Annotated in this window: 11 protein-coding genes and 1 pseudogene; 7 read left to right on the top strand and 5 right to left on the bottom strand. The window is 72.6% G+C overall.

Annotation, left to right across the window (positions count from 1 at the left end; translation table 11 throughout):
* The 3 genes and pseudogenes from CCN39_RS37435 to hutI all read left to right on the top strand — a co-directional run.
* On the top strand, positions 1–516 hold a 516-nt coding region (locus CCN39_RS37435; protein WP_143264294.1), incomplete at its 5' end, for a M20/M25/M40 family metallo-hydrolase.
* 62 nt (positions 517–578) lie between these two features.
* Positions 579–1,862 (top strand): annotated as a pseudogene (locus CCN39_RS37440) (formimidoylglutamate deiminase); the annotation flags it as partial.
* Positions 1,850–2,995, top strand: a complete 1,146-nt coding sequence (gene hutI, locus CCN39_RS37445) for an imidazolonepropionase (protein ID WP_086850198.1) — start codon at positions 1,850–1,852, stop codon at positions 2,993–2,995. The pseudogene CCN39_RS37440 and the gene hutI, both read left to right, overlap by 13 nt.
* 18 nt (positions 2,996–3,013) lie before the next feature.
* Here hutI and CCN39_RS37450 read toward each other — a convergent pair whose 3' ends face one another.
* Together CCN39_RS37450 and CCN39_RS37455 are read right to left on the bottom strand one after the other, a co-directional pair.
* Positions 3,014–3,880, bottom strand: a complete 867-nt coding sequence (locus tag CCN39_RS37450) for an esterase/lipase family protein (RefSeq protein WP_086850201.1) — start codon at positions 3,878–3,880, stop codon at positions 3,014–3,016.
* 81 nt (positions 3,881–3,961) lie between these two features.
* A complete protein-coding gene (locus CCN39_RS37455; protein ID WP_086850203.1) occupies positions 3,962–5,380 on the bottom strand; it encodes a carbon-nitrogen hydrolase family protein in 1,419 nt (472 codons plus the stop codon).
* 194 nt (positions 5,381–5,574) lie between these two features.
* Between CCN39_RS37455 and CCN39_RS37460 the strand changes: the two genes are divergently transcribed.
* Together CCN39_RS37460 and CCN39_RS37465 are read left to right on the top strand one after the other, a co-directional pair.
* Positions 5,575–6,699 carry an inorganic phosphate transporter gene (locus tag CCN39_RS37460; protein WP_086850205.1) on the top strand — a complete coding sequence of 375 codons (1,125 nt, stop codon included), beginning with the start codon at positions 5,575–5,577 and terminating at the stop codon, positions 6,697–6,699.
* A gap of 8 nt (positions 6,700–6,707) precedes the next feature.
* The gene (locus CCN39_RS37465; RefSeq protein WP_086850207.1) at positions 6,708–6,929 is read left to right on the top strand and encodes a hypothetical protein; all 222 of its coding nucleotides are present in this window, start codon (positions 6,708–6,710) and stop codon (positions 6,927–6,929) included.
* Here CCN39_RS37465 and CCN39_RS37470 read toward each other — a convergent pair.
* Both CCN39_RS37470 and CCN39_RS37475 read right to left on the bottom strand, forming a co-directional pair.
* The gene (locus CCN39_RS37470) at positions 6,911–7,675 is read right to left on the bottom strand and encodes a hypothetical protein (RefSeq protein WP_086850209.1); all 765 of its coding nucleotides are present in this window, start codon (positions 7,673–7,675) and stop codon (positions 6,911–6,913) included. The genes CCN39_RS37465 and CCN39_RS37470 overlap by 19 nt on opposite strands.
* The gene (locus CCN39_RS37475) at positions 7,672–7,881 is read right to left on the bottom strand and encodes a hypothetical protein (protein WP_086850211.1); all 210 of its coding nucleotides are present in this window, start codon (positions 7,879–7,881) and stop codon (positions 7,672–7,674) included. Before CCN39_RS37475 ends, CCN39_RS37470 begins: the two co-directional genes overlap by 4 nt.
* Before the next feature lie 664 nt (positions 7,882–8,545).
* On the opposite strand from CCN39_RS37475, the gene CCN39_RS37480 reads away from it, so the two are divergent.
* Positions 8,546–10,105, top strand: a complete 1,560-nt coding sequence (locus CCN39_RS37480; RefSeq protein ID WP_086850213.1) for a sensor histidine kinase — start codon at positions 8,546–8,548, stop codon at positions 10,103–10,105.
* Positions 10,102–10,776 (top strand): response regulator transcription factor, encoded by a 675-nt coding sequence (locus CCN39_RS37485; RefSeq protein WP_086850215.1) that lies wholly within the window; start codon positions 10,102–10,104, stop codon positions 10,774–10,776. Before CCN39_RS37480 ends, CCN39_RS37485 begins: the two co-directional genes overlap by 4 nt.
* Here the strand turns inward: CCN39_RS37485 and CCN39_RS37490 are convergent.
* A partial coding sequence (locus tag CCN39_RS37490) for an FAD-dependent monooxygenase (protein WP_086850217.1) occupies positions 10,721–11,580 on the bottom strand: 860 nt, incomplete at its 5' end. The genes CCN39_RS37485 and CCN39_RS37490 overlap by 56 nt on opposite strands.

Below are 11,580 nucleotides of genomic sequence, written 5' to 3' on the forward strand. Positions count from 1 at the left end.
GCCGACCGCGCGGACCCGATGCTGCCCGCCGCCGCGACGGTCACGGCCGTCCGCCGGCTGGCCGCGAAGGTGCCGGACGCCCGGGCGACCGTCGGCCGGCTCGTGCCGACCCCCGGCGGGACCAACGTCATCGCGTCCACAGTGGACCTGTGGCTGGACGCGCGGGTGCCCGGCGCCGGTACGCCGGGGCTGGTCGCCGAGATCAGCCGGGCGGCGTCGGAAGCGGCGAAGGAGGAGGGCTGCCGGGTCACCGTGACCCGGGAGTCCTATTCGGACGATGTCGTGTTCGACGACGCCCTCCGCCGCGACCTCGCCGGGTGGCTCGGCGCGCCGCCGGAACTGCCCACCGGGGCCGGGCACGACGCGGCCATCCTCGCCGGGTTCGTCCCGGCCGGCATGCTCTACGTGCGCAACCCGACCGGGATCAGCCACTCGCCGGAGGAGTTCGCCGAGGCCGAGGACGTCGAAGCCGGCGCCGCGGCGCTGGCCACGGTCCTGGAGCGGCTGGCGCAGTGACCCCCAACCCGACCTTCAGCCCGCGGGGGCGCCCCCCGGTTCCAGCCTATCGCTCGGCACCGACAGTTTTCTGGTGCGAACAGGCCTGGCTGCCGGACGGGATCGCGTCCGGCGTGCGCATCGACGTCGCCGACGGCCGGATCACCGGCGTGACACCGGATTCGCCGCGCACGGGCACGATCCTCGGCGGGCTGACGCTGCCGGGCTTCGCGAACGGGCACTCGCACGCCTTCCACCGGGCGTTGCGGGGGCGGACGCACCACGAGCGCGGCACCTTCTGGACGTGGCGCGAGCGGATGTACACCCTGGCCGCGCGGCTCGACCCCGACACGTACTACCGGCTGGCGCGCGGGGTGTACGCGGAGATGGTGCTCGGCGGGTACACGAGCGTCGGCGAGTTCCACTACCTGCACCACGCACCCGGCGGGAAGCCCTACGCCGACCCGAACGCGATGGGGGAGGCGCTGCGGCAGGCCGCGGCCGACGCGGGGATCCGTCTGACGCTGCTCGACACGTGCTACCTGGCGGGCGGCATCGGTGTCGAACCGGACGAGGTCCAGCGGCGCTTCTCCGACGGCTCGGCATCGGCGTGGGCCGCGCGGGTGGCCGCTCTCGAGGAAGACGGGCTGTTCCGCGTCGGCGCCGCGATCCATTCGGTGCGCGCGGTTCCGGCCGACCAGCTGTCGCTTGTGGACAGTGCGCGAGTGGTGCACGTCCACCTGTCGGAGCAGCGGGCCGAGAACGAACAGTGCCAGGCCGCCTACGGCCGCACGCCGACCGAGCTCCTGGCTGATCGCGGGGTGCTGACCGAGCGCCTGGTCGCCGTGCACGCCACGCACCTGACGACCTCGGACATCGACCGGCTGAGCGGAGCGCGGGCGTGCTTCTGCCCGACCACCGAACGCGACCTCGGCGACGGCATCGGCCCGGCCCGCGCGCTGCGGGACGCCGGGGTGCGGCTGAGCATCGGCAGCGACAGCAACGCCGTCGTCGACGCGTTCGAAGAGACCCGGGCGCTGGAGCTGGACGACCGGCTGGCCAGCGAGGAACGCGGCCGGTTCAGCGCCGGCGAGCTCCTCGAAGCGGGCACGGACCACGCGGCGATCGGATGGGACGAGGTCGGCGCGCTCGCCGAGGGGGCGGGCGCGGACTTCGTCACCGTGGCCCTGGATTCGGTGCGGACAGCCGGGATCGAGCCGTCGGGGGTCGTGTTCGCGGCGTCCGCGGCCGATGTCCGACACGTCGTCGTCGCCGGCCGCGAGGTCGTCCGGGACGGCACGCACCTGCTCGTCGACCGACCGGAAACCGTTCTGGCGAAGGAGATCGAGGCACTGTGGCAGTCCTGATCACGGGAATCGGCGAGCTCACCACCAACGACCCGGCGCTGGGCCGGCTTTCGGACGCGGCCCTGGTCCTGGACGGCTCGCGCGTCGCCTGGGTGGGCCCGGCGGCGAGCGCACCGGCGGCCGACGAGCGTGTCGACGTCGAAGGCCGCGCGGTGCTGCCCGGCTGGGTCGACAGCCACACGCACCTCGTCTTCGCCGGCGACCGCACCGCCGAGTTCGAAGCACGGATGGCCGGAAAGCCCTACACCGCAGGGGGAATCGCGACCACCGTCGGCGCGACGCGGGAGGCGTCCGACGAGCAGCTGGCGGCGAACCTGCGTCGCCACGTCGACGAGGCGGCCCGGCAGGGTACGACGTGCCTGGAGACGAAGACGGGCTACGGGCTGACCGTCGCGGACGAAGCCCGCAGCGCCCGGATCGCCGGCGAGGTGGCCGACGAGGTCACGTTCCTCGGCGCGCACCTGGTGCCGCCGGGCGCCGACGTCGAGTCCTATGTGGACTTGGTCTGCGGCGAGATGCTCGATGCGGTGGCGGAAAGCGTGCGCTGGGCGGACGTGTTCTGTGAAACCGGTGCCTTCGACGAGGCCCAGTCGGCGCGGGTGCTGAAGGCCGCCGCCGGGCGCGGGCTCGGCCTGCGGGTGCACGGCAACCAGCTCGGCGAGGGCCCCGGCGTCCGGCTGGCGGTGGAGCTCGGCGCGGCGAGTGTCGACCACTGCACCTACCTTGCGGACGCCGACGTCGAAGCGCTGGCGGCCTCCGGAACGGTCGCGACTTTGCTGCCCGCGTGCGATTTGTCGACACGCCAGCCGCTGGCCCCGGCGCGACGGCTGCTCGACGCGGGCGCGACGGTGGCACTGGCCAGCAACGCCAACCCGGGCAGCTCATACACGACGTCGATGGCGTTGTGCGTCGCGACGGCCGTGCTCCAGATGCGCATGACGATCGAAGAGGCGGTCTGGGCCGCGACGGCCGGCGGCGCGAAGGCGCTGCGGCGCGAGGACGTGGGCGTCCTGCGGCCCGGCGCGCGGGCGGACGTCCACGTGCTCGACGCGCCTTCGGTGACGCACCTGGCCTACCGGCCGGGCGTGCCGCTGACGAACACGGTGTGGCGAGCAGGGGAGCGCGTGCGCTGAGCCGCGCCTGCTCGAGGTTCACAGCGGCAACGGGAACGGCGTGCACGTCGGCGCGTAGCTCTCGTCCAGCGCGTGCAGGATCAGCCCGGTGACGTTCGGGTCGATCGCCTGGCCGAGGTGGCCCGACGCGTCGGACGGGCAGAAGTCCTGCAGCACGATGTCCGTCGTGCCCGGCTCGCCGAGGATCCCGCTCGTGTACGGCGTCACGACCTCGTCGTACTTGCTCACGATGCTCGTGTACGTGGGCCCGGGGACGTGGACACCGCCGCGGGCGAGGTCGTCCAGGAACGCCGACGGGGCGAGGTACTCCGAGCACGCGCCGCACGCCGTGCGCAGGATCGCTCCGAGGCCGGGTACGGACGTGAGCAGGGCCTTGGCCAGCGCATCGAGGCCGCCGAGGGTCGTTCCGCGGTAGTTGGCGCCGAAGCCGACGAAGTGGGCGACCTCGGCCGCGCCGCCGCCGTACTTCAGGTAGTACGCCGGCATCGTGCTGCCCTCGGAGTGGCCGACGATGTCGACCTTCGCCGCGCCGGTCGTGGTCCGGACCTCGTCGACGAACCGGCCGAGCTGCGCCGCGCTGGCACGCATGGACGCGAGCCCGCCGACACCCGGGCCGAGGATGCCGGTGCCGTAGGTCAGCGAGAAGACGCAGTAGCCCTGGGCGGCGATCTTCGGCGCGTGGAAGAACCAGTTGACGGTGCCGTTCGCGCCGAGACCGTGGACCAGCACCACGGGCTCCGGGTGCGCGGCCGACGGACGGCAGCCCCAGTCGTTCCAGCCGCCGCTCGGAGCCGCTTGCGCGATCGACGGTGCGACCGCGCCGAAGGTGAGCGCCGCGGCGAGCACGGCCAGGGTTCGCTTGACACCGCCGTTGGTGACCCGCATTCCGTTGCCTCCAGTTACCCGTCAGTACGTGACGCAGATCATGATCGGTCACATACCGCTGGAGACAACCTGGGAAAACGCTCAGAGTTGACCCGCGTTCGTTGTGACGGGTGACAACGAGGATCGGCGAGCTCCGACGACGACACCGACCAGCGCGACCAGGCCGCACAGCCACGCGAACCAGTCGCCGAAGCGGGCGTACGGCGTCTTCCCCGGCCCGATCGGGACGTCGGCGACGACCACGGTGAACGGGCTGCCGCCGGTGTGGGCCTCGGCCAGCACGCGGCCCTGGGCGTCCGCGAGCATCGGCGTCCCGCGGGTTGCGCTCCACGCCACCGAGAAGCCGTTCTCGACGCCGCGGATCAGCGCCGTGCGGCTGTGCGCCCAGCCGTCGACGTCTTCGTCGGACGCCGGGATGAGCACCAGGCCCGTGCCGGCCTGGCCGTAGTCGCTGCTGGGGTCGGCGAAGTTGACGTCCATGCACACCATGAGCCCGATCCCGGCGAGGTGCGCGAGCTGGGTACCGGAGGCGATGTTCGGCGAATCCCCGTTGTGCCACTTGCGGTATTCCACCGGCGGGCCCGACGGCGGGATCGCCAGCGCGGCGTTGAACCGGCCGTCCGGCGTCGTGTCGATCACGCCGGTGACGACGTCGAGGCTCCGCGTGCGGGCGACTTCCGTGAAGGCGTCGACGAGCCGCGGACGGCTGGCCTGGTCCACCGCGAAGGCGGCTTCGGGGAGCACGACGGCCTGGACGCCGTCCGGCAGCCGGCCGATCTGGTCCACATAGGACCGGAGGAGCGCCTGGCCGTCCGGCGTGGCGACGTCGGCAGCCCAGCGGCTCTGGCCGGGCGCGACGAGCGCGACTCGCGTCGAAGGCCCGCTCAGGGGCGGGGTGCTCCAGAAGACGAGGCCGCCCACGGCGGCGGCGACGGTGACGAGCCCGGCCAGCCGGGCGAGGCCGCGGACCCCCGGGGCGAGCGCGGCGGCGACGGCGGCCGGGACGAACAGCACGAGGAATTCGACGCCCCAGCCGCCGGTGACCGCGGCGAGCCGCAGCACCGATGGCCGGTCGGCCTGCGTCGTCATCAGGGTGTCCATGACGCCGGTCGGGTTGAGCAGCGAGACGCCGTAGATCACGACGGTCCACAACGCGGGCGCGGCGACCGCCGCCAGCAAGCCGTTCCCGCGGCGGACCAGCACCCGGAACAAGCCCGTGGCCAGCGCGAACAACAGTGCACTGCCGCCGAGGATCGCGATCGCCGCGGGGCGCGGGACCGCCAGGGAATGCCAGAAGTAGCTCCAGCTGCCGGAGCTGCCCGCGGCGTACGCGACGAACGCGCAAGCCATCGCCGCGGCACCGGAAACGCGTGGCGCGAGCAGCAAGATCGGCAGTGGCGCCAGCCAAGCGAGTTCGGGCACCGGATCCAGCCCGGTGCCGAAGAAGAACACGACCGCCGACGTCACCGTCGCGACGACCGCCCACCCCAGCTTGTTCATCGTGGCCCCTTTCGCCCGGTTTCGAGGGTTCCAGGCGGCGGTGGGTGGGCGCATTGGGTCAAACCACAGTGTTTTGGTGGGGTTTACCCCACCCCGGTTCATGCAGAGTTCAGTAAGCCGTCACACGACAGGGATCGGACCCGCCCCTGTCGATCAGTAGCGTTGCCAACGACAGCAACGAAAGTGGGCCGCCCATGGACTTCTCGCTGATCGTGCTGGTGGTGATCGTCGCCGCGCTGGCCTTCGACTTCACCAACGGCTTCCACGACACCGCCAACGCGATGGCCACCTCCATCGCCACCGGGGCGCTCAAGCCGAGAGTCGCGGTCGCCGTTTCGGCCGTGCTGAACCTCGTCGGCGCGTTCCTTTCGGTCGAGGTCGCGAAGACGATCTCCGGCGGGATCGTCGACGACACGAAGGTGACGCCGGTGATCATCTTCGCCGGCCTCGTCGGCGCCATCGTGTGGAACCTGGTGACGTGGCTGGTCGGGCTGCCGTCGAGTTCGTCGCACGCGCTGTTCGGCGGCCTGATCGGCGCGACCTGGATCGCCTCCGGCTCCGACGCCGTCCACTTCGGGAAGGTCGTCGAGAAGGTCCTGATCCCGGCGCTCGCCTCGCCGATCGTCGCCGGGATCGTCGCGACGCTGGGCACCTTCCTCGTCTACCGGATCACCGCACGGGCGAAGCGGGACACGGTCGGCCGGACGTTCAAGGCCGGCCAGATCGCCTCCGCGTCGCTGGTGTCCCTCGCGCACGGCACGAACGACGCGCAGAAGACGATGGGCGTCATCACGCTGACGCTGATCGCGTCCGGCTCGCTCGCGCCGAACTCGGGCCCGCCGCTCTGGGTGATCCTGACCGCCGGCACCGCGATCGCGCTCGGCACCTACCTCGGCGGCTGGCGGATCATCCAGACGATGGGCAAGAAGCTCACGGAAATCCAGACGCCGCAAGGGTTCGCGGCGGAGACCAGCGCCGCGGCGGTCATCCTCACCTCGGCGCACCTCGGCTTCGCGCTGTCCACCACCCACGTCTGCTCGGGCGGCATCATCGGCTCCGGGCTCGGCCGCAAGCTCGCCGAAGTCCGCTGGGGCGTCGCGGGCCGGATGGTGCTCGCCTGGGCGCTGACGCTGCCCGCCGCGGCGATCGTCGGTGCGCTCGCCGCCGAGGTCTCGACGCTCGGGACCTGGGGCACCGTGCTGGTCGGCCTGGCCGGCGTCGTCGTGGCGCTGGGCATCTACCTCGCGTCGAAGCGCAATCCGGTCGGCGCCCACTCCGTCACCGAGTCCGAGCCGGCCGTCCAGCCGGCCAACGCCTGAGGAGCGCCGTGCACATCGATTGGGGTTCCCTCGGTCTCGTCTTCCTCGTCGCCCTGGCGTCGGTCGTGGTGCTGACGAGCCTCTTCTCGTTCGGGGTGGTCGGGCTCTCGCAGCGCGACTCGGCCCGGACGGCGGGCGGCTCGGGCACCGGCCCGCTGGCCGGCGCGGTCATCTGCTTCGCGCTCTGCGCGGCGATCGTCGGCTACGGGATCTACTTGATCGTCGCCTGAACGCGGTCCCGGAACCCTTCGGGCAGGCCGGAGAGCATCGGTTTCAGCGTGGCGCGCCGCGCCTCGCCCAGGTGGGCCAGCAGGTCGAGCGCCGGCGTCCAGAGGTCTTCGTCGGCGCTCGCCGCGGTGACCAGCCGCCCGAGCCGGTGCGCCGGGAGCAGCCCGACGACGTGCTCGATGCGGTGCTTGTCGTCGAGCACGAAGGCGATCCGCAGCAGCGACGGGTTGTCGATCCGCTCCAGGGCCCGCCGCACGGTGAGGTCGGGCAGGTGCCCGACGAACCGGCCGAGGGTGATCCAGTCCTCCTTGCGCGCGAGTTCGTCGGCGACGGCGAGGACGGTGTCCAGGGGGATCCGGCTGATGATCGCGCTCGCCCGCCGCGGATCGAGTTCCGCGGCCACCTCGGCGAGGAAGTGCGGGCTGAGCCGCTTGGCGACATCGACGCCGCGCGCGACGTCGACCAGCCCGGCGATCCGGGCGCACAGCAGCGGGCCGAAGACCTTCTCGGCGATCTTGGCGAGCACCCCGACGGGCACGACCCGCGCGGCCAGCGCCATCCGCTGCAGCGCGGCGGCGTTGGCGTCGAACAGCGTGTCGGTGACCTGATCGCGGAAGGCCTGCAGGTCGTCGGCGTCGACCCGGGCGAGGTACGCCAGGCGCGCGGGCTCGACGTCGAGGACGCGGGCCAGCTTGAGGATCTCCGCCTCGGCCGCGTAGCTCGCCGCGGTCCGTTTTTCCGACGTCACAGGCCGACCACCTTCCGGACCGCGCCGCGCAGCAGCGCGGGGACGTACCGGAGGCCTTCTTCGCCCGCTTCGGCGAGCGCTTTCGCTTGCCGCCTGCGCGCGTCGCGCAGGGCGTCGGCGAGGTCCTGCCGCTCGTGCTCTTCGAGGGCCTCGATGCCTTCGGGGAGGTAGCCGCCCAACTGGTCGGCGAGTGTGCGCTCGGCCATGGTGGATCATCATGCAACACCAAGGGCGCCACCGTGCGGATATGCGCATCGAGACGCCCACCGTCCGTGTCGGCGAACTCGCGGACCCTCGTGCTGAAGCGGTGCTCACTGTCGAGAGCACTGCTCTCGCAAGCGGGCGAGCGGCGCTCAACTTCGAGAGCACTGCTCTCGCGGGACAGGCATCAGTGCTCGCGATCGAGAGCACTGCTCACGCATCGCGGCGCACGCGGACTGGTGTCGAGGGCACTGCTCACGTACCGCGGCGTGCGCGGACTGGTGTCGAGAGCACTGCTCGCGTACTGCGGCGCGCACCGACGGGTGTCGAGAGCACTGCTCACGTATCGCGGCGGATGCGGACGGGCGTCGAGAGCACTGCTCGCGTATCGCCGCGCGCACCGATGGGTGTCGAGAGCGCTGCTCACAGCCAGCCCGACGGGGTGCTCCGAAGCGAGAGCACTGCTCACGGCCACTCCGGCGCGGCGCTCCAAAGCGAGAGCAGTGCTCACCGACCTCTGCGAGCGATGTTCGGAACCGAGAGCACCGCTCACGTGCTCCGCCGAGGCGTTCGCCCTGGCCTGGCCACAGACGCTGGGGTTCGCGACCGCCTCGAAAGGTTGACTTTCGGCAGTGGTCGGCCGTCGTCACGGCTTGTAGTTTCGATTTCGTGCGGACGGTGACGAAGCGCAGGTGGCAGGTGGCGCTCGACGTTGCCCTCGGGGTGTTTCTCGCGTTCACCGTTGTCGTGGGCACGCTGGACAGCCGGTCGTACTGGGAGCTGGCCGGCGGTCTTCTGATCGTGGCCGGCTCGGTCGTGACCGTCCGGCGGTTCCCGGCCGTCTCGCTCGGCATTGCGCTGGCCGGGGCGCTGGCCGTGCCGTTCCCCTACGGCGACCACGTGCCCGCGTGGGTGATCTTCGTGCTGGTCGCCATCAGCTACCAGGCCGGGCTGCGGATGCCGCGCGCCCGTCCCGGGATCCTGACCGGGACGGCCGTCGCGGTGCTGGGGATTCCGCTCGCGCTCGTCTTCGGCCCGGACGGCCTCGGGGACTGGGCGGCGATGGTCGCCATCCTCGTCTTCGCCGGGCTGTCGCCGTGGCTGCTCGGCCGGTACGTCCGGGTCCGCGGCGAGCTCGCGCGCACCGGCTGGCGCCGGGCCGAGGAGATGGAGAGCAGGCAGCAGCTGGTCGCCGAGCAGGCCCGGCTGCGCGAGCGCGCGCGGATCGCCAGCGACATGCACGACTCGCTGGGGCACGAGCTGAGCCTGATCGCCGTCCGCGCCGCCGCGCTGGAGGTCGCGGGCGGGCTCGACGACGCCCAGCGCGACGCCGCCGCGCAGCTGCGGACCAGCGCCGCGACGGCGACCGAACGGCTGCGCGAGATCATCGGCGTGCTGCGCGAGGACGCCGCGCCGGTCGAGCCGGTGCAGGGTGACCTCGGCGAGCTGATCGCCCGGGCGCGGGCCTCCGGGTTGCTCATCGAGTCCACAGTGGACGTCGACGGGGCGCCGCCGATGGTCGCCCGCGCCGCCTACCGCGTGGTGCAGGAAGCCCTGACGAACGTGGCGAAGCACGCGCCGGGTGCGGCGGTGACGGTCCGGGTGACCAGCGCCGGCGCGCGAACCGACGTCAGCGTCGTCAACGTGCCGCCGCCCGCGGGGCCGTTGCCCGGGGTCGCGTCGGGGCACGTCGGGCTGATCGGCCTGCGCGAGCGCGTCCGGCTCGTCGGCGGCACGCTGCGGGCCGGTGCCGACGCCGGCGGGTTCGCCGTCAGCGCGACGCTGCCGCACGAGGCCGAGCCGGCCGCCTTTTCCGAGGACGATGCCGAGCCGTCGAGGTCGGCCCGCGCTCTGGAGCTGGCCCGGCGAGACGTGCGGCGCAGCCTGATCCAGGCTGTCGCCGTCCCGGCCGTACTGTTCGCGATGGTCCTCGCGATCGGCGGGATCGCGTTCCTGTACCAGTGGAACTCGTCGGAACTGCCGGCCGGCGTCTACGAGCGGCTGTGGATCGGGCAGCCGCAGAGCGAGGTGGCGCCGCAGCTGCCCGAGCGTGAGCGCATCGCCCGGCCGGTGCAGGGTGAGCCGCCGCAGCCGTCCGTGCCCGGGGTCGTCTGCGAGTACTACGGCACGGGAAGATCGTGGCTCGACAACGACTACGCCGCCTACCGGCTGTGTTTCGCCGGTGGGAGACTGGTCGCCAAGGACAGGTTCGCCGAGGGGGCATCGTGATCAGGGTCGTGCTGGCCGACGACGAAGCGATGATGCGGGCGGGGGTGGCGGCGATCCTCGCCGCGGACTCCGGCATCGAGGTCGTCGCCGAAGCCGCCGACGGCCGCTCGGCTGTCTCGCAGGTCCTCGCCACGCACCCCGACGTCGTGCTGCTGGACATCCGGATGCCCGGGCTGGACGGCCTCGGCGCGGCCGCCGAGATCCGGCGGTTGCTGCCCGCGACCGGCGTGATCATGCTGACCACGTTCGGCGAGGACGACTACATCGAGCGCGCTTTGGGGCTGGGCGCGGGCGGGTTCCTGCTGAAGTCGGGCGACCCCCGGGAGTTGCTGGCCGGCATCCACGCCGTCGCCGGCGGGGCCGCGTTCCTCTCGCCGAAGGTGGCGCAGCGGGTGATCGCCCGGCTGTCCGGCGGTCGGCTGGCGCGTGCGGCCGCGGCCCGCGAGCGGATCGCCGCGCTGACCCCACGTGAGCGGGAAGTGCTGACGCTGCTGGGTTCCGGACTGTCCAATGCGGACATCGCGGCGAAGATGTTCGTCGTCGAGGGCACGGTGAAGGCGCACGTGAGCACCATCCTGACCCGGCTCGGCGCGAAGAACCGGGTCCAGGCGGCGATCACGGCGTACGAGGCGGGACTGGTCGGGGGAGACGCGGCGGCGCCCACCCCGTGATCCCCGCGCCGACCCGGGCCGTGGCCTTGGCCGGTAGGCATTTCAGCAGGGCCGTGCGCAGGGTGGTCGCGACCGGGTTGGTCAGCTGCGGGCCGAGCTTGCCCATCCGGACCGACTCGCGGACGACCTGCTGGCTGCGGGGCCGTCGCTGCTGGTCGTAGCTCTCGAGGGCGGTGTCCGTGTCCTGTGTGGACACGGCGTGGGCGAGCACGACGGCGTCCTCGATGGCCTGGCAGCCGCCTTGGCCGAGGAACGGCGGCATGGCGTGCGCGGCGTCGCCGAGCAGCGCGATCCGGCCGCGGGTGAATTTCTTCAGGGGCGTGCCCAGGTAGTAGAGGTCGTGGTGCAGCACGGCCTCCGGCGGGGTGGCGGCCAGGAGGGCGGGGATCGGGTCGTGCCAGTTCTCGAAGGCTCCTCGAAGATCGGCTTCGCGGGTGCCCGGTGCGGCGAGGGTCGAGATCCACCAGTAGACGTCGCCGCCGGTCAGGGGCAGGACGCCGACCTCGGTGCCGCGGTCGAAGCTCGTGCTCAGCCCGGTGCCGGGGAGGTGCGCGACGCCGCGGAAGGCCGTGCTGCCGGCGTAGACCGGCTCCGGGTGGTCCGGGAAGAGCGCGTGGCGGACCCGGCTGCGGATGCCGTCGGCCGCGACGACGAGGTCGGCGCGCAGTTCTTCGCTGCCTACGCGGACGAGGCCGTCTTCGCGGACTTCGGTGACTTCGCTGCCGGTCTTCAGGCTTTCGGCAGGGACGGCGTCCCGGAGGGCGGCGATGAGGTCCCGCCGGTGGATGGCGCCGAGCGGCCGCC

Source organism: Amycolatopsis kentuckyensis (assembly GCF_002155975.1).
In the GTDB taxonomy this organism is placed as follows: Bacteria; Actinomycetota; Actinomycetes; order Mycobacteriales; family Pseudonocardiaceae; genus Amycolatopsis; species Amycolatopsis kentuckyensis.

Bases quoted from the DNA above. Each gene is read 5' to 3' on its own strand.
- CCN39_RS37450 (WP_086850201.1), bottom strand. From the start codon at position 3,880: ATGCGGGTCACCAACGGCGGTGTCAAGCGAACCCTGGCCGTGCTCGCC.
- CCN39_RS37475 (WP_086850211.1), bottom strand. From the start codon at position 7,881: ATGGCCGAGCGCACACTCGCCGACCAGTTGGGCGGCTACCTCCCCGAA.
- CCN39_RS37460 (WP_086850205.1), top strand. From the start codon at position 5,575: ATGGACTTCTCGCTGATCGTGCTGGTGGTGATCGTCGCCGCGCTGGCC.
- CCN39_RS37455 (WP_086850203.1), bottom strand. From the start codon at position 5,380: ATGAACAAGCTGGGGTGGGCGGTCGTCGCGACGGTGACGTCGGCGGTC.